Genomic DNA, 26,404 nt, shown 5'->3' with positions numbered 1-26,404 from the left:
CTCACTCTCATCGAGATGAAGCAGGCTCCAGGCGGTCTTTCCAGTCCGTGCAACCGCGCGGCGGTTCCGCGGACCTGGCTATGCCGAAATCCGCTCGATCACAGCGCCGCAGCCGGACAGTTTTTCCTCCAGCCGCTCGAAGCCGCGATCGAGGTGATAGACGCGGTTGACTGTCGTCTCACCCTCGGCCGCGAGGCCGGCGATGACCAGCGAGACCGATGCGCGAAGGTCTGTCGCCATGACCGGTGCGCCCTTCAGCTTGGAGACGCCGTCGACGATCGCGGTCTGGCCGGAAAGCGTGATGTGGGCGCCGAGCCGGGCCAGTTCCTGCACATGCATGAAGCGGTTCTCAAAAATCGTCTCGGTGATGCGCGACTTGCCCTTGGCCATCGTCATCAGGCCCATGAACTGCGCTTGCAGGTCGGTCGGGAACGCCGGGAAGGGCGCCGTCGTCACGTCGACCGGCGAAATGCCGGCGCCGTTGCGCTTGACGCGGATGCCGGAATTGGTCGGCGTGATCTCGGCGCCGGTCTGGCTGATGATGTCGAGGGCGGTCTGCAGCAACTCCGGACGCGCGCCTTCAAGCACGACATCGCCACCGGTCATGGCGACCGCCATGGCATAGGTGCCGGTCTCGATGCGGTCGGGAATCACCCGCACGCGTGCGCCCGACAGCGATTCGACGCCGTCGATGGTGATGGTCGGTGTCCCGGCGCCGGAAATTTTCGCGCCCATGGCGTTGAGGCATTCGGCGAGGTTGACGATCTCGGGTTCGCAGGCCGCGTTTTCGAGAACCGTCTCGCCTTTGGCCAGCGACGCCGCCATCATCAGCACATGCGTGGCGCCGACCGATACTTTCGGGAACACATAGCGGTTGCCGACAAGGCGGCCGTTCCTGGTCTTGGCGATGACATAACCGGTATCGACGTCGATATCGGCGCCCAGCGCCTGCAGGCCTTCGAGGAAGAGATCGACCGGGCGTGTGCCGATGGCGCAACCGCCGGGCAGTGACACCTTGGCTTCGCCCATGCGGGCAAGCAGCGGGCCGATCACCCAGAACGACGCGCGCATCTTCGACACCAGTTCGTAAGGGGCAGTCGTGTCGACGATGTTGCGCGCCGAGAAATTGATGGTGCGCGAGTAGCCCTCATTCTGCTTTTCGCGGCGGCCATTGACTGAGTAGTCGACGCCGTGATTGCCGAGGATGCGGATAAGCTGCTCGACATCGGCCAGATGCGGCACGTTTTCGAGGGTGAGCGTGTCGTCGGTCAGCAAGGAGGCGATCATCAACGGCAGCGCGGCGTTCTTGGCGCCGGAGATCGGAATGCTTCCGGCAAGCTGGTTGCCGCCGACAATTCTGATGCGATCCATGGAAGAATGTCCCCTCGGCCAAAAAGCCGGTTTCAATCGTTTGAGTGTCGGCCCGTCTAGACCATTGGCCAGTCTGGTTCAAGAAACCGTCTGGTTCAAGAAATAGGATTTCCTGGCGTCCGCACCAAGAGTGGCTGATTTGAGTTAATCTTTTTGCAATTCCTTTGATACGCCAAGCCCGTCCGGCCGCTGGTCGGCCTCGCCGGTCCGCCGCGAGCGCAACTGCGCCTTGCGCTTCTGCAGGTTGGCGCGCAATTGCTCGGCCAACCGGCTCTTGCGATCGGTTCCGCCTTTTTTCGGTGGATTTGTCTTCTCGTCCATTGTCACGTCCCGGCCGACGATCAGCCGGCGCACCTTCAGGCATAGTCAACATTGTGGCGCGCCCATGTCCGCAAAACCAGTTGGTCCATGCTTTCCCACAGGTGTTGCTTTTGGCCTTGTTCCTGGCTTGCGCTTGTCGGTTCGATATGGCAGAAGCCCGCCATCGGCTGCGGTAGCTCAGTGGTAGAGCACTCCCTTGGTAAGGGAGAGGTCGAGAGTTCAATCCTCTCTCGCAGCACCATTCTCCAACGACCGGCATTGTTGGCGGATATTGCTCCCTTGCAATTACCATTCGCGGGTTAAGAGCAATCAGCGTGAAGAACTCTCCCGTGGGTCGGAGAGCCCGCGTCGCGGTGATGCCGATCAATCTTCGGGAGAGCTTGAATGTGATCATTCCGCGGGAACGCGGATGCCGACGTTACGTGTAGCGAATACTAAAACAAGAAATAGTCGCCAAAATCACGCTAGAATTCAATCAATCACTGTCGCTCTAAACCCAAAGTTCAAAATAGATGGTGCTTGCCAGCAACGCGCCCATTACCAGCAAGAAGACAATATAGCCGCTACCAAAAGGTTGCGTCCTATCGTCTTCCGTCTCGTCGGATTTCATGGTCAGGCCTCTCCCGCTTCCTTGGAATGGGAACGGTAACAGAAACTGATCGAACATTCCACGTCGACTTTTCATCGACGAATGCGTGCCCGCGTGTGAAGGCCGCCGGTCAATGTTCGTATTGTGGTGCCTGTTTGTCCTGGTTAAGCCCATGCCCTGAATGGCGAGGGCAGCGCGAAAAGGGCTGGTCATCTCGGCGGAGTCGTCAAACCACCCGAAACAAACAGACTGACAGCGGCATCGCTGGCGAAACCGGTTCACGACTACGCCACTTGTTGCCGTCAACAGGGTCAACAGGATTGTCACATGTCCAGCAAGCCGCCATGGACATGGAAGGGCAAGACCCATCTGCTCGAAAAGCCGGGCCATGCGCCGTTCAGGGATGCGGCGGATCGCTTCAATCCGATCTTCGCCCGCTTCTTGGCAAGCGTGGACCGGCCTTGGGACTGTTTCCCGCATAGCTGGGGTCGGAGCCCCGCTTGCCGAGGCCTGTAGCCTCGGTACGGTCTCGCGTCCGCTACTTGCGCAGTTGCGCCTCGATCTCGTCAAGCACCTTGTCCTTGCCGATGCCGGTGAGGAAGGCGAGGCCCTTGATCACCGGTTTTGTGACCGAGGCGGAGATCGGCGTGGTGGCGACGATGAAGTCAACATTGTCAGCCAGTGACGGCACTTCCGTGGCCTTTGCCTGCTGGGCATTGAAGGTGAGGCCACGCTTTTTCATTTCCTCTGTGACGGCGACATTGACGGCCGTCGAGGTGGCGATGCCGGTACCGCAGGCAAAGAGAATCGTTTTCTGTCTGGACATATCTAAATCTCCTTGTTTCAGCCGAGCACGGCACGCACGTCGTCAAGCGTCCTGGCCGTCCTCAGGCCATCGAGCGCGGCGGGGTTCTGGATCGTGGCCATGACGGTCTGCAGCGCCTCAATCTGCTTGTCCTTGTCGTTGATGGCAAGGAGGAACACGAAGCCTACCGGCAGCTTCTCGTCGGGGTCTTCCATGTTGGCGAAGGTGACGGGCGTCTTCAATGTGCCCATGGCGATCCCCGGCTTCAACACATGCTCCGGATCGGTATGCGGCACGGCGACATTGTCGGGACGCTCCAAGGGCAAGCCGGTAGGAATCGTCATTTCGCGACGCACGACCGCGTCGGCGTAGGAACTTTTGACGTAGCCCAACATCTCCAGCCTGCCGGCCAGGATGCGGATGATCTCCTCATTGGTCGATGCATCGGATCCGAGCACGATCGCTTCCGGGTCCAGGAGATGCATGAGTCCGTCAGACATGTTTTTGCTCCGTCCATAAGAATCGTGCGCCCGGGAAGGGCGCACGATCGCTTCAAATTCAAGGCGCGATGAGGGTCAAGCCTTGCCTTCGGCAGGCTCATCCTCCGCACCAGCGGCCCGTTCCCAGCCGAGCGGATTGCGGCGGTAGAGGACGAACAGCGCCGCGATGACCACCGCCATGACGACGATGCCGATGAGCCCAAGTCCCTGGATCGCCTCGATGATCACATAAGGCACCCACAGGAAGCCGTCGACGACCGAGGTGATCTGCAGCGCGTCCGCCGGCAGCTTGAAGCCCGATGAGACGGCGGCGCTGGTGAACAGCGGCGCCAGCGCATTGGCGACGTAGAAGCCGATGGCGAGTGTCACCGTGCCGATCACCACCATGCGGAACACGTTGCCTTTGACCAAGGGCGCGGTCATGGCGACGATGAAGGGGATGACCGCCAGGTCGGCGAACAGGATGACGCGGTTGCCCGGCAGTATGATGGACAGGATGATCGCGATGGGCACCAGGATCAGTGACGACGAGATCGCCGCCGGATGGCCGATCAGGATCGCGGAATCCAGACCAACGAGAAGCTCGCGATCGCCGGTGCGCTTGCGCACGAACGCCTGGGCCGCGTCGGAAACCGGGAGCAGGCCTTCCATCAGGATCTTCACCATGCGCGGCAGCAGCAGCATCACGGCTGCCAGTGTCATGCCGGTGCCCAGCACCTTGGCCAGCACCACGCTGAGATCACCCGCATTGTAGAAGGCGATCGCACCAAGTACGAGGCCGATGATGAGGCCCATCACGACAGGTTCGCCGAACACGCCGAACCGGCGCTCGATGGTATCGGTGTTGATGTTGATGCGGTTGATCCCCGGAATGCGGTCCATGATCCAGTTGAGCACAATGGCGATCGGCAGGATCTGCGCCGAGGCGAGATGCGGCACGGAAATGCCGGGCACGCCATAGAATTGCTGCACCGCGCGCGCCGACCAGTCGGCGAAGAGCAGCGACAGCGCGGCGACAAGTGCGGCGACCGCGATGCCATAGGCCAGATTGTCGGTCGCGGCGACGACGAGCGAGCCGACAAAGGCGAAATGCCAGAAATTCCAGACGTCGACATTGAGCGTGCGGGTCATGCGCGTCAGCAGAAGCACGATGTTGACGAGGATGCCGACCGGAATGACCCACAGGCCAACCGACGAGCCGAAAGCGATGGCCGCGGCCGATGGCCAGCCGACATCGATGATGTCACGATGGATGCCGGTGTTGGTGACAATGGCCTTGGCAACGTCGCCGATCGACGTGAACATGAGACCAAGCACCAGATTGATGCCGATGAAGGCGACGCCGATGGTGACGGCGGCGCGGAAAGCCTTGCTGACCTTGGCGCCCAGAACCACGGCGATGATGAAAATGACGATCGGCAGCAGGATCGTCGGGCCAAGCGTGTCGATAGCCCCTTTGAGGCCCGCGAGAATAGTGTCCATTCTTCCTCCCCCTGGAGCATCGAGTTATCGGCTCGATGCCTCACAACGATGCTCCGTTGATTTCAACCAAAGCCTCTGTTGCCATTCCGGTACAGAGGCACTCCCCAACCCAACGCGATGCGAAACGCTCCCCGATTCAGATGTAGCGGTGAACATTTGCCTTTGTTGGCGAACGAATGTTTTATTATTGCTGTTCTCAACAATGTCAATTGGTATCCCTTTGGGCCAATCGACCCGCGCTAGGCGGGCACACTCACCCAAACGACCGCGCCTGCCGGAACGAATTTGTTGGAAATTGCCGCCAACCGCCGGTTTCATTGGCAAGCCGGGCCTGATCCCTGCTAATCCGGCCCTGGATCAAGAAGCAGTGGACGTTCCAGCATGACCAATGTCGCCCTGACCGGGCTTGCCCGCGATCTCGCAAAGCGCGCCGCCGAGGGCCGGCCGGTGCGCATCGGCGTCATCGGCTCGGGCGAGATGGGCACGGATCTGGTGACGCAGGGCATGCTGATGCCGGGTATTTCGGTCTGCGCCGTCTCGACCCGCCGTCCGCACACCGCGCGGGATGCGATCCGCATCGCCTATGGTGACGAAGCGATGGCAGCCGAGGCCGACACGCAATCGAAGGTCACCCAGGCGATCGAAAACGGAAAGATCGCCATCACCTCGAACGAAATGCTGGTGACCAACCCGTTGATCGACGTCGTCATCGACGCCACCGGAAAACCCGGTGTTGCCGCCGATTTCGACCTGATGGCGATGGAGCACGGCAAGCATCTGGTGATGATGAATGTCGAAGCCGACGTCACCATCGGCTGTTATCTGAAGCAGCAGGCCGATCGGCTTGGCGTCGTCTATTCGGTCGGCGCCGGTGACGAGCCGTCAAGCTGCATGGAACTGATCGAGTTCGCTTCCGCGCTTGGCCTGACCATCGTCTCGGCTGGCAAGGGCAAGAACAACCCGCTCAATCACGACGCCGTGCCCGACGACTATCGCGCGGAAGCGATACGCCGCAACATGAACCCACGCATGCTCGTCGAGTTCGTCGATGGCTCGAAGACCATGGTCGAGATGTGCGCCATCGCCAACGCCACCGGGCTGGTGCCCGATGTTCCCGGCATGCATGGACCCAAGGCCGATCGCGATGATCTCGCCAAGGTGTTGATCCCACGTGAGGACGGCGGGCTTCTCTTGAAGAAGGGCGTCGTCGACTACACCGTCGGCAAGGGCGTGGCGCCCGGCGTCTTCGTCATCGTCGAGGCGACTCATCCGCGCATCATCGAGCGCATGGACGATCTCCACATCGGCCACGGTCCCTATTACAGCCTCTTCCGGCCCTATCACCTGACATCACTGGAAGTGCCGCTGACGGCGGCGCGTATCATGCTTTTCGGCAAGCCGGACATGGTGCCGCTGCCGAAGCCGGTGGCCGAGGTCTGCGCCGTTGCCAAGCGCGATCTGGCCGCCGGCGAGACGTTCGATGCGATCGGCGAGACCTGCTACCGCTCATGGACCATGACCGTGGGCGAGGCACGCGCGCAACGCGCCGTGCCCGTCGGCCTGCTGGAGGGCGGCAAGGTGCTGAAAGCGGTCAAGAAAGGCGAACTGCTGACCGCCGAAAATTCAGCGCCCGACCAGACGACGAGACTGTTCGCCCTGCGCCGGCTACAGGACGAGATGCTGTATGGGGCGAACTGAGGGCGGGAGCCAGAAAAACTCTATTTGCCTAGTTCGATCGACCGCAGCCGCGCCGCTTCCACGGCCTCGGTAAGAAGGTCCGTCAGCCGGTCTTCGCCCATCAGCACCGCCAGCGCCGCCGCCGTTGTCCCGTTGGGGCTGGTCACCTGTTGGCGCAGCAGGCCCGGCTCCTCATGGCTTTCAGCGGCGAGCGAGGCGGCGCCGTAGACCGTCTGCATGGCCAGCAGCTTGGCGGTCTTGCTCGGCAATCCCGCCTTCTCGGCTGCCACTGTCAGCGCTTCGATGAAGTGGAAGATGTAGGCGGGGCCGGATCCGGACACCGCCGTCACCGCATCCATCAGGCCCTCGTCGTCAATAGTGGTCACTTCGCCGCTGGCCGACAGAAGATCAGCGACGAAATGCTTCGTATCGTCCGAAACCAGCTTGTTGGAAAACACCACCATCATGCCCTTGCCGATGGCCGCCGGCGTGTTGGGCATGCACCGCATGATCGGCGCGCGATCGCCAAGGATGTCCTCGAAGGTGGCGACCGGTGTTCCGGCCGCAATGCTGACGAAGGTTGTGCGCCCGTCGTCAAAACGTTTGTATGCCGCCGTGACGTCGCGGATCACCTGAGGCTTCACGGCGACGACCACAAGGGCCGGTACGGCATCGGCCGGAATGGAGCCGGCGTCGGCGGCGGAGCCACAGCCCAGCGCTTCGGCCCGGTGGCGCAATTCGGCATTGGGTTCGACCACGAAAACCGCTGATGGCGCAAGCTTGCCTGATTTCAGCCAGCCCGAAAGCATGGCGTAACCCATATTGCCGCAGCCGGCGAGAACAAGCCTGATCGTCATGGAAGCCTCCTAAGGAAGGCTTCCCTTAGCGCATGACCTTGAAAATCGAAATCGATTTCGGAAAGGATCATGCGCAAAAATCGATGTGCCGCAGCGTCCCTTGCGGCCCGGTTGGACGCGCGGCGGTACAGGTGTCGGCAATGTGCCGGGAGAGGCCTTATCGGGACGGCTCGCGCACGGCGATTGGCCGCAGCGAGACTTGCCTCAGGCCAAGCACGCCGAGCACGAAAAACAGCCAGACCGGGTCGCCGCGATGGAAGAAGAAGCTTTCGAGGAAAGCGTTCAGTGCCGTGAACAGCACCACCATCATGAAGAAGTCGCCGAGGTAGATGTTTTCCTTGCGCAGGGGAATGCGCATGTAGTCGCGCAGCGGCGCGATGAGGAAGGTGTAGACAGCTACGCAAAGTGCCGAAATGCCCATCAGAACGGCGATGTCGAGATAGCCGTCATGGCCGTGCACGATGGTGCGGATGTCCCATGGACGGTCGAAGGGCTGGTCCTGGTTGAGCAGCAACGGCGTGCCCCAGAAGCTTTCATAGCCGTAACCGGTCCACGGCTTCTTCGCCAGCATGCTCCCTGCGAACTCCCACAGTGTGGTGCGCCCGGTATAGGTCAGGTCCGGGAAATAAACAGCAGCCAGATGCTTCACCGGTGGCAGGAAGACGATGCCGAGCGTACCGACCGCCGTACCGATGATCGCCAGTGCAAACAGGATCGGCGTGCCCAGCCGCATTCCCATCAGGCTCGGAAACATGACGATCAGGATCGAAAACGGCACCAGCCCCGCTGTCGTCTTGGAGCCGGTGTGGAACATGAAGATCATCGCCGCGCAGAAGATGACAATGCCGGCTTTGCGCCGCCCGCGCCGGAAGAGATAGAGCCCAGCGAAGCTGAAGCAGGCCATGATCGGGCCTGCGATGTTCTTGTGGGTGAACACGCCGCGCCATAGGCCGGCATGTTCGGGCTCGGTTGAATTCACCGTGTGCAGGGCCTCATTGGGAAACACGAAAAGGCCGACATAGGAGAGGCCCATGACCACACAGGCCGTGAAGATGATGACGCTTGAAAACGCCTCGGCGTCACGCGGCAGCACCAGGATGGTGGCCATCGTCAGGATGCCGATGAGCGTGAAGGAGGCGGCACGCATGGCCGATGACGGATCGGTCGCCATCACGACTGAAAACATGAAGAAGCCCAGCATCAGCAGCCAGGACGGGCTGAGCAGCGAGCGCACCACGCGTGGCTCGGCGAAAGCCATGAGCGAGAAGATCGAGACGACGCCGAGCGAGCCAAAGCCGAGCTGGTTGACGATGTCGCCGCCATCGCCCGTCAATTCTGCGCCGGCAGGCTGAAAGGGGCGGAAGGACACGATGATGACGGTGAACAGCAGCGCGGCGATCGCTGTAGCGACGCCGTCCCGTGTGAACACCGCGCTCAGTGGCGCGCGTTCAGTTCTTCTCAGGCTGCCGATACTGCTCATTGGCATATCCGAATTCGGCAAGCACCCGGCCGAGTGCGACATGGACTGGATAGGCTGCCGCGGCCAACGACCCCGTTCGCGCCAGCTTGATCGCGCCGCGAAGCGGCGAAGCGGCAAGCAGCACCAGGCTTTTCAGGAAGACTTTCGAACTGGCCATTGGTGTGCCGGCCCACTTCTTCTTTTCGACCAGCGTCGAGATCACGCCGTTGCGCAGGCTGCGGGCGCGAATCCAGTCGGCTTCGACCCGCCGCGCCGGAACGGTCTCGTGCACTCTTGCTTCCGCGCACCAGCCAAGCACGAAGCCTCTTTGCGCTGACCGGCTCAGGAAATCGGAATCGCCGCCACCCATGAAATTGAACTTGAGATCGAGGAAGGGCGGCCCCATTGCAATGAGCACGTTGCGCCCCACCAGTAGATTGCCCGACGAATAAAGCGCGGGCACACGCCCAGTCTGGCGATAGGGTGGAGCGAAAACCGGATGCTCGGCCCATTTCGCATGGGCGGAATCGGCGAAGACCGGCACTTGCGGGCCGCCGACAATGTCGGCGCCAAGCGTTTCGGCGGCCTTGCACATGCGCTCGAGCCATTGCGGCTCGGCGATTTCGTCATCGTCGATGACCAGCAGGTGCCGGAAGTTCGGGAAGTGCAGGATCGCCGTCTGCCAACCGGCATTGTAGGCACTGCAATTGCCGCGCTGATGCGCGATGATCACCATGCCGGGGATGTCGCCGCGCTCGAACAGCGGCAGCGCGGCATTGGCGCCGGCACGCGCTTCGGCCTCGTTTTCCATGACGATGACGGCAAAGCGCCGGGAGGTTTCCTGCGCCTTGAGCGAAGCCAGCGTTTCCAGCACCTGTTCGGGACGCTTGAAGGTCGGCAGCGTGACGACGACGTCAACCGCTTCGGTCACAAGCCCGGCAGACCGCCCCGCGATCGATACCGAACTGTCCGATGGCAAAGGGTTCATCCGTGTCCAGCCACATGGTGAGTTTGGTTCTGGGTACCACCACGGTGATAAGGTTTCGTTAATCACCTTTCACGGAGAAGCCTGCAAACCCAAGTCTTTCCGTCGTCGATTGTGCTCGTTTAATCAAGGGTTCACCGCGCTTTGCTACCGGCTACACCACAGGATAGGTGAGATGCATCTGCTGTTCGCCACATCGATCGTGCCCGACGGCGCTCTCGCCTCGGGTTACGAGATTGCCAACGCCGCGATCATCGCCGCCTTGCGGCGTGCCGGCGCGCGCGTCACCGTCATCGGCTTCACCTGGCCGGGAAAAGAACCCGTCGACCCAGAAAATACCATCGTGCTCGGCGCCCTTGACGTGCGCACCGAAAACGCCTCGTCGCGGCAGAAGCTTGCCTGGGTCGCCAAGGCAATGCTGTCGGGTCTCACATTCGCGTCGGTGAAGTTGCGCGCGGCCTCCGACAGCGAGGTTCTTGCCGCCGTCGGGCGCGCCGGCCCCTTTGACGGCTATGTGCTGAATTCCGTGCAATTCGCTGGCGCCTTCGAAAAGCTCTTCGACGACCGGCCGTCGATCTTCGTTGCCCACAATGTCGAGCATCGTTCGGCGCAGGAGAACGCGGCTGCCGCGGGCAGTGTTTTCCAGCGGTTTCTGTTTCGCCGCGAGGCACGGCTGTTGGAGACCATGGAAGAACGGCTCTGCCGCCGGGCGCGCTTTGTCTTCACGCTGGCCGAAGAAGACCGTGAAGCGCTTGGCGTCGCCGCTGTCGACCGTTCCGCGGTGCTGCCGCTGGTGACGTTCACGCAGGCGCCGAAACAAACAGGGCCGCGCCAGATCGATTGTGACGCCGCGCTGATCGGCACATGGACCTGGCAGCCGAACCGCATCGGGCTCGAGTGGTTCCTGGAAAGGGTCGTGCCGCATCTGCGGCCGGATTTCCGCGTCAGGATCGCTGGCAGCATGCCGTCAGGCATTGCCTCGACGCACCCCGGCGTGAAATTCATCGGACGTGTACCGGACGCCGAGGCCTTTGTGCGCTCCGCCGCCGTCATTCCACTGATCAGCACGGCCGGCAGCGGTGTGCAGCTCAAGACCATCGAGACGTTCGAACTGGGTCTGCCATCTGTCGCGACAAGCCGCTCGCTACGCGGCATAGACCATCGCCCGGCCAACTGCGTCGTCACCGACGATCCCATTGCCTTTGCCGGCGCGCTGGAGGCAGCGGTGGCCGATGTCAGGGACGTCGACGGCAGCGCATTCCATCGCCGACAGGTCAAGGCGCTCGATGCCGCGATCAGGCATGGTCTGGAAAAACTTGGGCCCGTCAGGCAGGAGGCCTATGCATGAACATGCATTCCGGCCGCGCGGCATCTGGCCTCGACAATCTGAAGACGATCCTGGGCATCTCGGTGCTCGCCATTCGCTGGGACGACGCGATTGCGCTGCTGGCCCGCCTGGTTGCCGAGCGGCGCTTCACCAAGGTCAGTTTTCTCAACGCGCATAACGCCAACATTGCCTACACGGACCCGGTCTTTGCCGAGGCGCTCGACGATTTTCTCATCCTGCCAGACGGCGTCGGCGTGGATCTGGCGGCCAAGCTGCTCTACGGGGCGCCGTTTCCGGACAATCTCAACGGTACGGATTTCGTCCCTGCCTTCCTGCAGGCGTCGGCCAGGCCGCTCACTGTAGGGCTTCTCGGGGCAACACGGGTCAATGCCGAAGCGGCCGCGGTGAAACTGGCCGCACTCGCGGTCCAGCACACATTCGTCGTCATCCATGACGGCTATTTTTCGGCCGGGCAGGAGCAGGGTATCGTCGATCGGATCGCCAAATTGCGGCCGGACGTGCTGCTCGTCGCCATGGGGGTTCCGCGTCAGGAGTTGTGGATCGCGCGCCACATCGATGCGCGCCACTGCACGTTGCCGATCGCCGTCGGCGCATTGCTCGATTTCCTCAGCGGTACGGTGCCGCGCGCGCCCTTGTGGATGCGTCAGCTGCGGCTCGAATGGCTGTTTCGGCTGGTGGTCGAACCGGGCCGGCTCTGGCGTCGATACGTGGTCGGCAATCCGTTGTTTCTATGGCGCGTTGTGCGTCAGAAACTGTCACGCGGGGCGATCCCGCAGGAGAGAACTCGTGAATAGCCGGTTCGTACCTGGGGTCGATGTCGAACCTGGCATGCTTCCTCGGGCACCCACAGCCGCAATCGTGACGGCAAGCTATGCGCCGGATTTCGAGCGCTGCCGTCTTCTGTGCGAGACCGTCGACCGTCATGTTTCCGGTGTCGCGCATCACTACATTCTCGTCGAACACCGCGACCTGGCCCTGTTTCGTCAATTGCAGAACAACCGTCGCACGATTGTCGACGAACGGGACCTGCTGCCGCGCTGGCTGCACGCCTTTGACGATCCGCTCAGCCTGTTTCGCCGGCGCATCTGGCTTAGCCTGAAGACCATGCCGCTGCGCGGGTGGCACGTGCAGCAGCTGCGTCGCATCGCCATCGCCGCGCACGCCAGCGAAGACGTGCTGATCTTCTGTGATTCCGATGTCGCCTTCCTCAGACCCTTCGATTGCGGCGCCTTCTGGCGCAATGGCAAGGTGCGCCTGTTTCGTCGCGATGGCGTGCTGTCGGGCAGCGGCCATGAGGAACATCGCATCTGGTCGCGCAACGCGGGTGCGGCCCTTGGCATCGACGAAGCCGTGGTTTCGACGCATGACTATATTTCAACGCTGATCGCGTGGCGCCGCCAAACCGTGATGGCGATGTGTGCCGAGATTGAAAAGGTCCACGGTCGCAACTGGGTTCAGGTCATCGGTTCGGCTCGCAAATTCTCCGAATGCATGATCTACGGCCGCTATGTCGATGACGTGCTGGGCGGCGCGGGTCATTTCCATGGTTCGGAAGAATTCTGCCGCGTCCACTGGACCGGGAAGGCATTGTCGGACGACGAATTTCGCAGTTTCGTCGCGGCCATGGCGCCCGAACAGGTCGCTATCGGCATGCAGTCTTTCATCGGCACGGACATTGGCCGTATCCGCCGTTTGATCGGGCCTGATAGCTAGATCGGCTTGGCCGGCTTGCGCATTGCCGAATAGGTGAGCAGCGCCGAAGCGAGATACATCAGCAGGAAGACCACGTTCAGCGACAACACCAGATTGGGCGTGTCCGATATGGTTGTCAGCACATAGGTCAAGAGCACCGCCTTCAACCCGGCGAGCAGTCCGAGATTGATTGCCCGCACCAGCGTCTGGCCGCGCGCGAACAGAAGTTCGGCCTGGTATTCGACAAGATTGCGCAGACCGGGAACGCAGATCGCCAGCGCAACCAGAGGCGCGGCCTCGGAGACATTCTTGCCCAGCGCGTTGGGGAAGAAATGCAGCACGATGCCCAGCGCCAGCAGCGCTGAGGTGGAGACGAGGAAAACGCCGCCTTCGATGCCGCTTTTGACCGTCAGCCGGGACAACAGGTCCGGTGCCCGCATCATCCGCTGCACCAGCATCATCGAGAAGGTGCGGATTGGGATCGCCGTCAGGTCGACCAGGCGCATGATGATAGCATAGATACCGGCCAGATGCGGGCCGCCGATCGCCAGCACCAGCAGCTTGTCGAACTCCGACTGCAGATAGAACAGCACTTCCGCGCCAGCCACGTAGATGGAATCTGCGAGCCGCCGCAGATAGAGTTCCGTGCGTAGCCGCAGTCGCTGGCGCGGATAGAAGAATCCGAAGGCAAGCAGCAAGGAAGCGGCGTTGGCGCCGATATAGTACCAGGACCAGACGCCAACCGTCCGCTCCGCTGAGAACATGAACAGCACGGCGCCGAGCGCCCGCAAGGCCGTCGCCAGGATCGCCAGCAAGGCGGCGCGGCCGAACTTGCCGAGACCGTTATTGACGATCAGCACCACCTCGACCGGGCGCCATAGAAGCGCTTCGGCAAACACGATTGCCGCGAACACCGACAGCGGCACGTTGCTGGCGAAGAAAATCAGATAGACGCCGTAGGAGGCCGCTGCCAGCAACGGCAGCGACACAACGCCGAGCAGGAGAAAGCCGGCGGTGAACGTGCCGATCAGCTTGGGGCGGATCGTGGCCGTGCGATAAAGCGCCGAGATGAAGCCGAAGGCGAGTATACGCGAGAGCATGACGCCGGCCGCCGACGCGGTGGCGAACATGCCGAACTCGGAGATCGACAGCGTGTTGGCCAGTGCGATGAAATAGGCGAGTGAAAAGACCAGCCGGCCGCCAGCGCCGCTGATTGCCGAGAAATAGTCGAGAAGCAGCTTCCGTCGTTCGGCCAGAAAGAAGCCGATCCGGGCGAGGGGCCGCCTTTGCGGTATGTCACTGGCCTGTGTCATGCGTCCCGAAAGGATAGATCGGAAAACTTAACGTGCCGTTCTGAAGCCATCGGGTGCAATGGAAAAAAGTACACAACCAATGCGGGGAACTTTGCTTTCAATCCATCAAAATTAACCTTTTGTTTCCTATGCCTGTTTAGCGTGGCTTAACGAATGGCCGACCGCCGCTCCACGCCGCCAAGAGTAAAGCTCAAAGACAATGGTCGACAGGGAAAACCGTGAAGACTGGAAGCGCGAGCGGTCCTTGCTCGCGCTCGGCCAGGCTGTGCGCGGCGAGGAGGACGTCGACGCATCGCTGGTGTCGATCGGCGATCGAACAGACCCGTCATGGCGCGAGGATGCCGCCACGCGCCATCGCCTTGCCCGTTCACGGCGCGAAGCGCGGGCGCAGCCGATACCGACTGCGACCGGTGAGGCTGGCCAGCCTGGCGCTGACCAACAGTTCACGGCTCCCCAAATACCAGCCGCGCAAACGGAGCAAACATCCGGATTGGCCGGCTTGCTGCCGGGTTGGCTGGGTGGGAAGCGGCCGAACGATTCCAGCGCCGAATTGCTGGCGGCCGAGACAGACCCGACAAGTTACGCGCAAACTGCACCACAGCCACAGCCCGCTTCCGCCAACGCTTTCGGCACCGCACAGTCGGATGTGGCCGCGGAGCCCCGTTACGCCAGCGAAGAACACCCGTTTCGTGAGGATACGCAGCAGTGGAAGCCGCTGATCGATCCGATGCAGGTGGTTCGCGGCGTTGCCAGGTCGAAGGCGCTGATCGTGACGACGACGATCCTGGGTGCGGCGCTGGGCATCGCGATCGCCCTGTCGACGCCCAAGAAATACGAAGCCACCACTGAACTGGTTATCGCACCGGGCGACCTCAAGCTTTCCGACCGGGATCTTACCCAGTCGGTGGGGCAGCCCGATGCCGCGCTGGCTGTCGTCGAAACCCGGATCAAGATGCTCACGTCCGGCAACGTCCTCAACAAGGTCGTCGACCAACTCAAGCTCGTCGACAATCCCGAATTCAACGGCCAGGGTTCAGGCGGCCTCGGCGTCATGTCACTCATCCGGTCGATACTGTCGCGCCAAGATGGGCCGGGTGGCGCCGATGAAGTCCGCCGCCGGGCTTTGGCCGTTCGCAATCTGGCCGAGAGCCTGTCGGTCGAGCGCACCGGCAAGACCTTTGTCGTCTCCATCAGCGCCACCACCCAGGATGGCGAGATGTCCGCTCTCATCGCCACTACGGTCGGGACCGTCTTCCAGCAGGAGACTGGTCAATACCAGTCCGACATGGCGGTGCGCGCGACGGAAGCACTGACGTCCAAGCTCGACGAGTTGCGCAAGAATGTCGAAGCGGCCGAACGCAAGGTCGAGGATTTCAGGGCCACGCATGGCCTTGTCGACGCGCAAGGCCATCTGATCAGTGATGATCAGATGCTGAAGCTCAACGAGCAGCTCTCCGTCGCCCGCGCCCGCACGCTGGAGCTCAATGCCCGGGCAGCATCGGCGCGTTCGATCGATGTGAATTCGGTGCTGACCGGCACATTGCCGGAAGAGATCAACTCCAACACCATGAGTGATCTGCGCTCGCAATATGCGACGCTGAAGCAGGAGGCTGCCCGCGCCGCGGTCCGGCTCGGGCCACGTCATCCCGAACTCCAGGCTCTCGACGCCCAGATTGCCGGCGCGCGCGAACTCATCGCCGCGGAACTGCGCCGCATCGCCTCTTCGCTTCAGGTCGACCTGAAGCGCGCGGTCCAGCTGGAACAGGACCTCGCTTCCCGGCTGGCGCAGGCGAAAGTCCAAAGCGGTGACGTCAACAGCGACCTCGTCACCATGCGCGAGCTCGAGCGTGAGGCAGCCGCCAAGCGTTCCGTCTATGAACAATATCTTCTGCGCTCCAAGGAAACCGGCGAGCAGAAGAACATCAACACCGCCAACATCGATGTGCTCACCCCGGCTGTCGCCCCACTCGAGGCAAAGGGACCGTCGCGCGCTGTCATTGCGCTTGCCGGGCTGCTGCTGGGCCTGGCCTCAGGTGTCGGTCTCGGCGTCATGCGCGGCGCCTATGAGAGCTTGCGTGAAACAGCCAATTCGAGATCGCGCCGCGGCACTGAAGAGCGCCGGACGCCTTTCGAGGACAAGGCCTATCAGGCGGCACCCCCGTCTGTTCGGCCAATCGAGGCGGCTCGCACTGGCCGTCTCGCTGGCCTTCTGTCGGTGTTCCGCAAGACCAAGCCCGGCAAGGCACACGCGGAGAAGTTCCCGGATACGCTGCCCAGCCAGCCGATCTCTCCGGCTGTTGCCGCGAAGCCCATGGCACCCCAGCAGCCCGGCTACGCACCACCGCCGCCGCAAGGCGCCTATGCTCCCCTTCCGCGGCAGACGGCCGAGCCGCCTCTGACTGACGACATCATGCCGCGACAGGCCACATATCCGGCATATCCGGCCACGCCCTATCCATATCCCCAGCAGGCGGGTTATCCCCACGCTCAGTCGTGGCAGATGCAGCCGCCGGCGGGCTATACCTATCCGCAGGCGACGGCGCCCTATGCCGGGCCGGCGTACTATCCACAGCAACCGGCTCCTCTTCAGGCTGTCGCGCCGCGGCAGGACGCCTATCCTTGGGACCCATCGGCATCTCCGGCTTCGGACGCTGCCGAGCAGCAAACGCCGATCGAGGAAATCCGCGCCAGCCTGCGTGAGTTCCGCGAGGCGGTTCAGGAGCTCACGGAGAGCCGCGCACGCCGGCGTTACTTCTAAGCCGAATAAAATATGCCTGTTTCGAGTTAACGGCATGGGACGGCGCATTGACGGGATTGCCCCGCCCAATTTTCGTGAAAATGCCGCACTGACGAATTGCGTAGAGGCGCACCTGGATGTGCGGCATTCATATGCGGCGCTTTTGGTACAGAATGGTGTAGAGGGTGGTTCATGGCTGAAGTGATTGACGGAAAGAGCGTCGCCGAAGACGTGGTGCGGATAGTCAAGACCTTGACGGCCGAGCTTGCCGCGAATGGCATTGCCAAGCCCGGTCTCGCCGTCGTCATCGTCGGCGAGGATCCGGCAAGCCAGGTCTACGTCGCTTCCAAATCCCGCACCGCCAAGGAATGCGGCTTCCATTCGGTCCAGCACACTCTGCCGGCCGAAACGTCCGAGCGGGATCTGCTGAAGATCATCGGCGGGCTCAACGCCGACCCCGCCATCAATGGCATCCTGGTGCAGCTGCCGCTTCCGGCTCATATCGATGCGGGCAAGATCATCCAGACCATCGCGCCGGAAAAGGATGTCGACGGCTTCCATTTCATCAATGTCGGCAAGCTCGGCACGGGCGAACTCGAGACGGCCTTCGTACCCTGCACGCCCGCCGGTTCGATGCTGCTGATCGAGCGCGTGCGCGGCAAGGACCTGTCCGGTCTCAACGCGGTCGTCGTCGGCCGCTCCAACATCGTTGGCAAGCCGATGGCCAATCTGCTGCTCGCCGCCAATTGCACGGTCACCATCGCGCACAGCCGTACCAAGGACCTGCCGGCACTGGCCCGCACCGCCGATATTCTGGTCGCCGCCGTCGGCCGGCCCGAAATGGTCAGGGGTGACTGGGTAAAGCCGGGTGCTACCGTCATCGATGTCGGCATCAATCGCATTCCGGCGCCCGAGAAGGGCGAGGGCAAGTCGCGCCTGGTTGGCGATGTCGCCTATGCCGAGGCTGCCAAGGTGGCCGGCGCCATCACGCCTGTTCCAGGCGGCGTCGGGCCGATGACCATTGCAATGCTGATGGCCAATACGCTAGCCTCGGCCTATCTTGCGGCCGGACTGAAACGGCCCTCTTTCTGAGAGCGCCTGCTTTGCCCAACCCCACTGTTCCTGTAGAGCGGCCGGCCGTGAATGAGACCGTTCAAGGTGGCCGGCAATTCGCCTTCCTGCTGGTCGACAAGTTCTCCATGTTTTCGCTGGCAGCGGCGATCGACACGTTCCGCTCCGCCAACCGGCTGCTGGGTCGCGATTTCTATGGCTGGACCACGGTGTCCGCCGATGGTGATCCGGTCATGGCCTCAAACGGCCTGCCGCTCAAGATCGACTACAGCGTCGCCGACCTGCCGCCGGTCGACATCCTCTTCGTTTCGGTCGGCCTGACGACGGAGTTCCCCGGCAAGAGCAAGGTTCTGTCGGCGCTGCGCAGCTGGGGCCGTCGTGGCAACGCGCTCGGCGCGCTCTCTGTCGGATCCTATCTGCTCGCCGAGGCAGGCCAGCTCGAGGGCTATCGCTGCACCATCCACTGGGAAAACCGTGCCGGCTTCGTAGAGCGCTTTCCCGACATCAACTGCACCGGCAACGTCTTCGAGATCGATCGCAAGCGCTACACCTGCGCCGGCGGCACCACCTCGATCGACCTGATGCTGGAAATCGTGCGTGGGGATTTCGGCTCGAATCTCGCCAATGGCGTCGCCAACCAGTTCCAGCACGAGCGCATCCGTTCAGCCGGCGACCGCCAGCGCGTCGGGCCCGAGCGTGACCTGACCGGCAAGTCGGAGAAACTGCGGCGCATCGTCGAACTGATGGCCGACCATCTCGACGAGCCGCTCTCGGCGGTGCAGCTTGCCAAGTCGGCGGGCCTGTCGGTGCGCCAGGTCGAACGCCTGTTCCTGCGCCATCTCAGCGTTACTCCCGGCCGCTACTACATGCGGCTGCGGCTTGAACGCGCGCGCGAATTGCTGCGCCAGACCAACATGCCGATCCTCGACGTGGCGATCGCCACCGGCTTCACCTCACATTCCTATTTCGCCCAGAGCTACCGGTTGCAGTTCGGCAGGCCGCCGTCCGAAGAGCGCCGCACGACATACTGAGCCGGCTTTTTGTTCTGCTGGCGCATGCTCCAGTCCACCCCTTGCCTCACCCATTTGCAGTCATAGCTTGTCGTGCGATGACAGTGCTCGGGCTTGTGCGCGGCAGTCGCCTCAAATAACTTTCGCTCGCGGACCAGAGGCTTCTCAGGAGATTTACATGGTGGGATTTTCACGGAGCGTCGCCGTGGCGCTGCTCCTTCTTTGCACGACGGCGTCCGGCTTTGCCGCCGATCGCGTAATTATCATACTCGATGCTTCCGGTTCCATGTGGTCGCAGATCGATGGCAAGCCCAGGCAAGAAATCGCGCGTCAGTCGCTTAGAACCGTGCTGCAGTCGATCCCGGCCGACAAGGAAATAGGCTTCATGGCCTATGGCCGCCGTGAGAAGGGCAGTTGCGAGGATATCGAGCTCATCGTCCCGCCACAGGCCGGATCGGCAAGCGCGATTTCGGCAGCCGCGGACAACTTGAAATTCCTTGGCAAGACACCGCTGACGGCAGCCGTCAAACAGGCGGCGGAAGCGCTGAAATATACAGAAGAAAAGGCGACCGTCATTCTCATCACCGATGGAATTGAAACATGTGGCGGCGACCCTTGCGCGCTCGGCAAGGAGCTGAAGGCGTCCGGAGTCGATTTCACCGCCGACGTCGTCGGCTTCGGCCTCAGCGCCGACGAGGGGAGGCAGGTCGCATGCCTCGCCGAAAACACGGGCGGCAAATACATCCAGGCTTCGGACGAGAAGGCGTTGCGCGACGCGTTGGTCGAAACCATCGCCGCGGCTGCGCCGGCCCCGGCGCCGGCACCCGCGCCGCAGCCGGCACCTCCCGCGCCTGCGCCCGTAGCCGCTCCGGCACCCGAAAAGCCAGAATTCAATTTCCTGCCAACTGCTGTGTTCGCCGAGGGCGGCGATGCCCTGACGGACGGCAATGTGTGGGAGATCTACAAGGCGCAAGCCGACGGCACGCGGGGCGATATCGTCACAACCGAATACGGGGCCTACAAGGGCAATCTTGAATCAGGCGATTACCTTGTTGTCGCACGCGACGGCGAGGTGAAGACCGAGCAGAAGCTCAAGGTCGAGGCTGGCCATGTCTACAAGCCCGTCTTCACGCTGAATGCCGGCACACTCGTCATTCATCCGCGGCCGAATGAGGGGGCCGACGTTCTGGATGGCGCGACGGTCGAGGTCGTCTACCCAGGCGGCAGCACCACGTCCTATGGCAATTCCACGGTCATCGTGCCGGCCGGCGAGCAGCAAGTCACGGTCAAGATCGGCAGCGGGACGGTCACCGAAACCATCCAGCTGGCGGCGGGCAAGACGGCGGAGAAGGATGTGATCGTCGGCGTTGGAAACATCAACGTCAACGCCTTCTATGTTGCCGGCGGCGACAAGGCCGATGGCTCCGGCATCGACTTCCAGATCGTCAAGGCGAAGAAGGGGGTCGACGGCACAAGGGAGAATGTCGACAATTCCTATGGGCCCGACAGCAAATTCTGGCTGCCGCCCAACGACTATGTGATGATCGCGACGGTCGATCTGGCGGTTGTCGAGCAGCCGTTCACCGTCAAGGTCGGTGAGCATCAGGAGCTGAAAGTCGCGATGAACGCCGGCGTGCTGGCCATCACCGCGCCTGGAGCCGAGAAGATCGAGATCTTTGAGCAGAAGAAGGACATCAACGGCAACCGCAAATCCGTCGGCTATGCCTATGATCAGAAGTACCAGACAGCGATACCGGCAGGCGACTATGTGGTCGTGGCGGGAAAGTCGGATACCAGCTCGAAGGAAAGCACCGTGACGGTCAAGGCGGGAGCACGGGCCGAACTTACGGTCCAGTAGGAAGCGTGCTTTCGTTACCTCGAAAGGGCGGCCAGGAGCCGCCCTTTCTTTGGGGACAGATGTGCCGTCAGGCCGTGCCGAAGGCACTGGCGCCATGGTCGGCGCGGCCCACCAACTGCCGGAACCCCGCGAACAGTTCGCGGCCAAAACCGAATTCGTTGCCGATGAGGTCGACCTCGGCCGGCCGGCGCAGGGCGAGATCCCCAGCCGGCACCAGAACTTCCAGTATTCCGGCGTCGGCATCGAGCCTGACGATATCGCCATCATGGACCCTGGCGATGGGCCCGTTCTCGACTGCCTCCGGCGTGACATGAATGGCAGCCGGCACCTTGCCCGAGGCGCCCGACATGCGCCCGTCGGTCACCAGCGCCACGCGTTGGCCGCGGTCCTGAAGAATGCCGAGCACGGTGGTCAGCTTGTGCAGTTCCGGCATGCCGTTGGCCTTCGGACCCTGGAAGCGGATGACGGCGACGAAATCGCCGGTGAGTGAACCGGCCTTGAAGGCATCGTTCAAGCCTTGCTGGCTGTCGAAGACCTTTGCCGGAGCCTCGATGACGCGCCGTTCCGGCTTCACGGCGGACGTCTTGATGACGGCGTGGCCGAGATTGCCTGACAGCACTTTGACGCCGCCTGTCGGCTGGAACGCCTTCTTGTAAGGCGCCAGAACCTTGTCGTCGCCGCTTTCGCTGGGCGAAGCCTCGCGCACGACGCTGCCATCGGGGCCGAGCCTGGCCTCGACCGCGTAGGGTCGCAGTCCTTCGCCCCAAACCGTCTGAACGTCCTCATGCAGGATGCCTTCGTCGAGCAGTTCGCGGATCAGGAAGCCGAGCCCGCCGGCGGCGTGGAAATGGTTCACGTCGGCAAGGCCGTTCGGATAGACTCGCGCCAGCAGCGGCACTGCTTCCGAAAGGTCGGAAATGTCCTGCCAGGTGATGCTGATGCCAGCCGCCGCCGCCATGGCGATCAGGTGGATGGTGTGGTTGGTCGAGCCGCCGGTGGTGTGCAGGCCGACAATGCCATTGACGATCGAGCGTTCGTCGATCATCCGGCCTGCAGGCGTGTAGGCATTGCCGAGCGCGGTGATCGCCAGCGCCCGCTTGGTTGCTTCCCTGGTCAGCGCGTCGCGCAGCGGCGTGCCGGGATTGACGAAGGAGGCGCCGGGCGTGTGCAGCCCCATGATCTCCATCAGCATCTGGTTGGAGTTGGCCGTGCCATAGAAGGTGCAGGTGCCCGGCCCGTGATAGGACTTGGACTCGGCTTCCAGCAATTCGGCCCGTCCGACCTTGCCTTCGGCGTAGAGCTGGCGGATCCGGGCCTTCTCGTCGTTGGGCAGGCCGGTCGTCATCGGTCCGGCCGGAATGAATACCGCCGGCAGGTGGCCGAAAGTCAGCGCCGCGATCACCAGCCCAGGCACGATCTTGTCGCAGACACCGAGATAGACGGCCGCGTCGAACATATTGTGCGACAGGCCGATCGCGGCGGCCATGGCTATCACGTCGCGCGAAAACAGCGAAAGCTCCATGCCGGGCTGGCCCTGGGTGACGCCATCGCACATCGCTGGCACGCCGCCGGCCACCTGCGCGATGCCGCCGGCCTCGCGCGCAGCGTCCTTGATCAGCGCCGGATACGTCTCGAAAGGCTGATGCGCCGAGAGCATGTCGTTATAGGAGGTGATGATGCCGAGGTTGGGCACCCGGTCGCCGCCCAGCGCCACTTTCTCGGATGGGCTGCAGACCGCGAAGCCATGGGCGAGGTTGCCGCAGGACAGCACGGCCCGGTTGGCGGTGCGGTTGGACGCTTCGGCGATGCGGCCGAGATAGGCCTCGCGGCTCGGCTTCGAGCGCTGGCGGATGCGTTCGGTGATGGCTTCGATGTCGCGTCTGGCGGTCATGTCACAGGTCCTTTTCAGGCGAGGTCCCGGAACACCTTCCGGCGATCGGCCGGGACCATCAGCAGTTGAAGTCAGGGCGCCCAGAAAACCTCTACGGCTTTCGGAGACGCGTCGAAGACGGCGCGAATGGGCTTTTGCTCGCCCGGCCCCATCGCGCTTTCGAAGGCACTACGCTTGTCGCCGCCTTCGATGTGCAAGGCGATGAAGCCGGCATCGATGATCCGCGCCAGCGACAGCGTCAGTCGTGGCTCGCCGGCGCTTGCCGCGTGAACCGGCAGGACGATCCTGTCCGAGGATGGATCCAGCAAGACCGGCAGGTCGTCGGCATCCGGAAAGAACGAGGCGGTATGGCCGTCGCCGCCCATGCCAAGGATGACGACGTCGAGCGGCCAAGGCAGCGCTTGCAGCGCTGCATTGTCGGATGCAGCCGCATCCTCGATGCTTGTGGCCTCGTGATAGAGCGGCACAAAACGCGCCGCCTTGGCCGCGTTCTGCAACAGATTGGCGGCAACCAGCCCGGCGTTGGAGCGCGGCGACGAGGCCGGCACGAAACGCTCGTCGACCAGCGTCACCGTCACCTTGTCCCAGGCGATCGGCGCGGTCGAAAGTACCGCAAAGAGCTTTGCCGGCGTGGTGCCGCCGGAGACGGCAAGCAGCGCCGTGCCGCGCTTCGCGATCGCCTTGGTCAAGTGCTCGGCAATATGATCGGCCAGCGCCACGGCCAGCTCCTCGCGCCCGGAAAAGGCGTGCCAGTCGTAAGCGGCGCTCTTCAATTGCTCTCGTGCCATGTCCGCCCGTCTCGTTCGATGAGCGCAATGGAAGCCGACGGCCCCCATGTGCCCGCCGTATAGCCTTGCGCTTCCTGCCGGGCACTTTCCCAGGCATTCTGGATCGGGTCGATCCATTTCCAGGCTGCCTCGACTTCATCGCGGCGCATGAACAGCGTCTGGTTGCCTCGGATGACATCCATGATCAGCCGCTCATAGGCGTCGGGTGCGCGGCCGTCGAAGGACTGCGCGAAACTCATGTCGAGCGGGATCTGGCGCAATCGCATGCCGCCCGGCCCCGGATCCTTGATCATGATGAACTGCTTGACGCCCTCGTCGGGCTGCAGCCGGATGACCAGCTGGTTGGCGAAGATCGGCCCGGCGCTGTCGCCGAAGATCGAGTGAGGGATCGGCTTGAACTCGATGGCGATTTCCGAAACCCGGGTCGCCAGCCGCTTGCCGGTTCGCAGGTAAAATGGAACGCCAGCCCAGCGCCAGGTGCCGATCTCCGCCTTGATGGCGACGAAGGTCTCGGTGTTGCTGTCGTGGCCGAGTTCCTCGACATAGCCTTTCACCGGGCCGCCAGACGAGGCGCCGGCGCGGTATTGTCCGCGCACGGTATGCTTCGGCGCCTCATTGCCGTTGATGCGCTTGAGGGCCCTGAGCACCTTCAGCTTCTCGTCGCGCACGGCGTCGGCGTCCATCGACGACGGCGCCTCCATGGCGACGAGACACAGGAGCTGCAGCATGTGGTTCTGTACCATGTCGCGCAGCGCGCCGGCCTTGTCGTAATAGGTGACGCGGTCCTCGAGGCCGACGGTTTCGGCCACGGTGATCTGCACGTGGTCGATATGGGCGGAGTTCCAGAGCGGTTCGTAAAGCGCGTTGGCGAAGCGCAGCGCCATCAGGTTCTGGACCGTTTCCTTGCCGAGATAGTGGTCGATGCGGAAGATCTGGCTTTCATGGAAGTCGTCGCCGACCAGATCGTTGAGCGCGCGCGCCGACGCAAGGTCGCGGCCGATCGGCTTTTCCAGCACGATGCGCGAGTTCGGCGTGATCAGCTTGTTTTCCTTGAGCTTGTGCGAAATGTCGCCAAAAAGTGCCGGCGACACCGCCAGGTAGAAGGCGCGGATGCTGTCGCTGTCGCCGATCGCCTTTTTCAGCTTGTCGAAGCCGGCGCCGGTCGTTGCGTCCGCCGAGATGTAGGATAGGCGGGCAAGGAATGTCTTCAACTCCTTGGCGTCGATATCGGCGGCCTTCACGTGGTCGGAAATCGCCTGCTTGGCGAAGGCCTGGAATTCCTCGTCGGTCATCTTCGAGCGCGATGTGCCGATGATACGCGTCGGTTCGGAAAACTGGTGGTCGCGCTGGCGATAGTAGAGCGACGGCAGAAGCTTTCGTTCCGACAGATCGCCGGTGCCGCCGAAAATGATGAAGTCGAAAGGGTCGACGGGGATGATCTGGCTGGTCATGGTCTGTCCGCTTTGACGCCGGTCGCTGTGACGCGGCTGATATAATCTAATCGATTTAAATTTTCCAGTGCCATGGTGTCACATCCAGGACCAATCGCGGGGTATTGATTGGCTCCACATGTACCCTTGACACCGACGCTACCCAGAGGCTTGTCGGCAAGCGATGGCTCCCGGAAGCTTTCGCAATTGCAGCATAGAACGCGAATGTGACGAAAGCTAAGAGAGAAATCGGCGCGATGTCTGTCACCGCTGAGCCACGGCGGTCGGCGGCTTCCTGTGCAATTTATGGGAGATCTCAATGGGCGGGAAAATCATGCGTCTCGAAAACAAAGTCGCCATCATCACTGGCGCGGCATCGGGCTTTGGCGAAGGCATGGCGAAGCGCTTTGCCGAGGAGGGCGCGCGCGTGGTCGTCGCCGATCTCAATGCCAAGGGCGCGGAGCGCGTCGCCAACGAGATCGGCGAGGCGGCGATCTGGACACAGACCGATGTCTCGTTGCGGTCAGAATTCGACGAGATGATTTATGCCGCGAAAAGCGCCTTCGGCCGCATCGACATCATGGTCAACAATGCGGGCTACACGCATCGCAATGGCGACATGCTCAAGGTCGACGAGGAGACCTTCGACCTGATCACCGCGGTCAACATGAAGGCGATCTACCATGCGGCGCTGGCCGTGGTGCCGATCATGGAGAGGCAAGGCGGCGGCGTTATCCTGACCACGGCCTCCACCGCAGGTCTCAGGCCACGGCCCGGCCTTACCTGGTACAATGCGTCGAAAGGCTGGGCGATCACCGCGACCAAATCCATGGCGGTGGAGCTGGCGCCGAAGAACATCCGCGTCAACTGCCTTTGCCCGGTCGCGGGCGAAACCGGCATGCTAGAGAAATTCATGGGCGCGGACACGCCGGAAATCCGCGACAGATTCCGCGCATCGATCCCGCTTGGCCGCCTTTCGACGCCACTGGACATCGCCAATGCAGCACTCTGGCTTGCATCGGACGAAGCCGCGTTCATCACCGGCGTCGCGCTGGAAGTCGATGGCGGACGCTGCATATGAGCGGCGGGTCGATTAAAAGCGTGAAAATCTTCTTGGGTCTTGGGGGCCGCGCCCTACCAATCGAGACGATCGGAACGAAGCTGGCTTGGCGCGATCGCCAAGCGTCGAGATGTCTCGACAACGGCTGCTTTGACGGGCT

The 26,404-nt window shown here is 62.5% G+C and carries 22 protein-coding genes and 1 tRNA gene; 11 read left to right on the top strand and 12 right to left on the bottom strand.

From position 1 onward, the window contains the following. Positions 1–78 precede the first annotated feature (78 nt). A complete protein-coding gene (murA, locus tag LGH82_RS13660) occupies positions 79–1,371 on the bottom strand; it encodes a UDP-N-acetylglucosamine 1-carboxyvinyltransferase (protein ID WP_227348963.1) in 1,293 nt (430 codons plus the stop codon). 144 nt (positions 1,372–1,515) lie between these two features. Beyond that, a complete protein-coding gene (locus tag LGH82_RS13655; RefSeq protein ID WP_227348962.1) occupies positions 1,516–1,692 on the bottom strand; it encodes a hypothetical protein in 177 nt (58 codons plus the stop codon). A gap of 166 nt (positions 1,693–1,858) precedes the next feature. Here LGH82_RS13655 and LGH82_RS13650 point away from each other — a divergent pair. Together LGH82_RS13650 and LGH82_RS13645 are read left to right on the top strand one after the other, a co-directional pair. After that, positions 1,859–1,933: transfer RNA gene (locus LGH82_RS13650), tRNA-Thr, on the top strand. A 675-nt stretch (positions 1,934–2,608) separates the two neighbouring features. Beyond that, positions 2,609–2,797 carry a hypothetical protein gene (locus LGH82_RS13645; RefSeq protein WP_227348961.1) on the top strand — a complete coding sequence of 63 codons (189 nt, stop codon included), beginning with the start codon at positions 2,609–2,611 and terminating at the stop codon, positions 2,795–2,797. A 22-nt stretch (positions 2,798–2,819) separates the two neighbouring features. Here LGH82_RS13645 and LGH82_RS13640 read toward each other — a convergent pair whose 3' ends face one another. From LGH82_RS13640 to LGH82_RS13630, 3 genes are all read right to left on the bottom strand, one after another. Continuing rightward, positions 2,820–3,107, bottom strand: coding sequence for a PTS sugar transporter subunit IIB (locus tag LGH82_RS13640; RefSeq protein ID WP_227348960.1), 288 nt, complete (start codon positions 3,105–3,107; stop codon positions 2,820–2,822). A 17-nt stretch (positions 3,108–3,124) separates the two neighbouring features. After that, positions 3,125–3,586: a PTS sugar transporter subunit IIA gene (locus tag LGH82_RS13635; RefSeq protein ID WP_227348959.1), complete on the bottom strand. Its 462-nt coding sequence runs from the start codon at positions 3,584–3,586 to the stop codon at positions 3,125–3,127. Positions 3,587–3,661: 75 nt separating this feature from the next. Next, complete coding sequence (locus LGH82_RS13630; protein WP_227348958.1) at positions 3,662–5,068, bottom strand: PTS galactitol transporter subunit IIC; 1,407 nt, start codon at positions 5,066–5,068, stop codon at positions 3,662–3,664. Positions 5,069–5,449: 381 nt separating this feature from the next. On the opposite strand from LGH82_RS13630, the gene LGH82_RS13625 reads away from it, so the two are divergent. Beyond that, the gene (locus tag LGH82_RS13625; protein WP_227348957.1) at positions 5,450–6,766 is read left to right on the top strand and encodes an NAD(P)H-dependent oxidoreductase; all 1,317 of its coding nucleotides are present in this window, start codon (positions 5,450–5,452) and stop codon (positions 6,764–6,766) included. A 20-nt stretch (positions 6,767–6,786) separates the two neighbouring features. Here the strand turns inward: LGH82_RS13625 and proC are convergent, their stop codons facing one another. From proC to LGH82_RS13610, 3 genes are all read right to left on the bottom strand, one after another. Next, positions 6,787–7,602, bottom strand: coding sequence for a pyrroline-5-carboxylate reductase (proC, locus tag LGH82_RS13620; RefSeq protein WP_227348956.1), 816 nt, complete (start codon positions 7,600–7,602; stop codon positions 6,787–6,789). A 157-nt stretch (positions 7,603–7,759) separates the two neighbouring features. Continuing rightward, on the bottom strand, positions 7,760–9,082 hold the full coding sequence (locus LGH82_RS13615) for an O-antigen ligase family protein (protein WP_227348955.1): 1,323 nt from the start codon (positions 9,080–9,082) through the stop codon (positions 7,760–7,762). Next, positions 9,051–10,049, bottom strand: coding sequence for a glycosyltransferase family 2 protein (locus LGH82_RS13610; RefSeq protein ID WP_227348954.1), 999 nt, complete (start codon positions 10,047–10,049; stop codon positions 9,051–9,053). Before LGH82_RS13610 ends, LGH82_RS13615 begins: the two co-directional genes overlap by 32 nt. A 172-nt stretch (positions 10,050–10,221) precedes the next feature. Here LGH82_RS13610 and LGH82_RS13605 point away from each other — a divergent pair, with 172 nt between their 5' ends. Genes LGH82_RS13605 through LGH82_RS13595 form a run of 3 tightly spaced genes read left to right on the top strand, consistent with a single transcriptional unit; the run spans position 10,222 to position 13,107 of the window. Continuing rightward, the gene (locus LGH82_RS13605; protein ID WP_227348953.1) at positions 10,222–11,394 is read left to right on the top strand and encodes a glycosyltransferase; all 1,173 of its coding nucleotides are present in this window, start codon (positions 10,222–10,224) and stop codon (positions 11,392–11,394) included. After that, a complete protein-coding gene (locus tag LGH82_RS13600) occupies positions 11,391–12,188 on the top strand; it encodes a WecB/TagA/CpsF family glycosyltransferase (RefSeq protein WP_227348952.1) in 798 nt (265 codons plus the stop codon). Before LGH82_RS13605 ends, LGH82_RS13600 begins: the two co-directional genes overlap by 4 nt. Then, positions 12,181–13,107, top strand: a complete 927-nt coding sequence (locus tag LGH82_RS13595) for a DUF6492 family protein (protein WP_227348950.1) — start codon at positions 12,181–12,183, stop codon at positions 13,105–13,107. The genes LGH82_RS13600 and LGH82_RS13595 overlap by 8 nt, the downstream gene beginning before the upstream one ends. Here LGH82_RS13595 and LGH82_RS13590 read toward each other — a convergent pair. After that, complete coding sequence (locus tag LGH82_RS13590) at positions 13,104–14,399, bottom strand: lipopolysaccharide biosynthesis protein (RefSeq protein ID WP_227348948.1); 1,296 nt, start codon at positions 14,397–14,399, stop codon at positions 13,104–13,106. The genes LGH82_RS13595 and LGH82_RS13590 overlap by 4 nt on opposite strands. A gap of 199 nt (positions 14,400–14,598) precedes the next feature. Here LGH82_RS13590 and LGH82_RS13585 point away from each other — a divergent pair, with 199 nt between their 5' ends. The 4 genes from LGH82_RS13585 (at position 14,599) to LGH82_RS13570 (ending at position 21,075) form a co-directional block, all read left to right on the top strand. Continuing rightward, positions 14,599–17,157 (top strand): GumC family protein, encoded by a 2,559-nt coding sequence (locus LGH82_RS13585; protein WP_227348947.1) that lies wholly within the window; start codon positions 14,599–14,601, stop codon positions 17,155–17,157. 171 nt (positions 17,158–17,328) lie between these two features. Continuing rightward, positions 17,329–18,228 (top strand): bifunctional methylenetetrahydrofolate dehydrogenase/methenyltetrahydrofolate cyclohydrolase FolD, encoded by a 900-nt coding sequence (gene folD / locus LGH82_RS13580; RefSeq protein ID WP_227348946.1) that lies wholly within the window; start codon positions 17,329–17,331, stop codon positions 18,226–18,228. Between the two features lie 11 nt (positions 18,229–18,239). Continuing rightward, positions 18,240–19,238, top strand: coding sequence for a GlxA family transcriptional regulator (locus LGH82_RS13575; protein WP_227348945.1), 999 nt, complete (start codon positions 18,240–18,242; stop codon positions 19,236–19,238). A gap of 157 nt (positions 19,239–19,395) precedes the next feature. Next, positions 19,396–21,075 (top strand): vWA domain-containing protein, encoded by a 1,680-nt coding sequence (locus LGH82_RS13570; protein ID WP_227348944.1) that lies wholly within the window; start codon positions 19,396–19,398, stop codon positions 21,073–21,075. A gap of 67 nt (positions 21,076–21,142) precedes the next feature. Here the strand turns inward: LGH82_RS13570 and edd are convergent, their stop codons facing one another. The 3 genes from edd to zwf all read right to left on the bottom strand — a co-directional run bounded on the left by edd (position 21,143) and on the right by zwf (position 25,205). Continuing rightward, the gene (gene edd, locus LGH82_RS13565; protein WP_227348943.1) at positions 21,143–22,966 is read right to left on the bottom strand and encodes a phosphogluconate dehydratase; all 1,824 of its coding nucleotides are present in this window, start codon (positions 22,964–22,966) and stop codon (positions 21,143–21,145) included. 71 nt (positions 22,967–23,037) lie between these two features. Further along, positions 23,038–23,754: a 6-phosphogluconolactonase gene (pgl, locus tag LGH82_RS13560; RefSeq protein WP_227348942.1), complete on the bottom strand. Its 717-nt coding sequence runs from the start codon at positions 23,752–23,754 to the stop codon at positions 23,038–23,040. Then, positions 23,736–25,205, bottom strand: a complete 1,470-nt coding sequence (gene zwf, locus LGH82_RS13555) for a glucose-6-phosphate dehydrogenase (protein ID WP_227348941.1) — start codon at positions 25,203–25,205, stop codon at positions 23,736–23,738. The genes pgl and zwf overlap by 19 nt, the downstream gene beginning before the upstream one ends. Before the next feature lie 313 nt (positions 25,206–25,518). Between zwf and LGH82_RS13550 the strand changes: the two genes are divergently transcribed. Next, complete coding sequence (locus tag LGH82_RS13550; protein WP_227349575.1) at positions 25,519–26,265, top strand: SDR family oxidoreductase; 747 nt, start codon at positions 25,519–25,521, stop codon at positions 26,263–26,265. The last annotated feature ends 139 nt before the right edge of the window (positions 26,266–26,404 follow it).

Origin of the sequence: Mesorhizobium sp. PAMC28654, assembly GCF_020616515.1 — a bacterium.
Taxonomy (GTDB): Bacteria; Pseudomonadota; Alphaproteobacteria; order Rhizobiales; family Rhizobiaceae; genus Mesorhizobium.
Note: the sequence above shows the minus strand (reverse complement) of the source record. Positions and strands in the feature narration are given on the sequence as shown.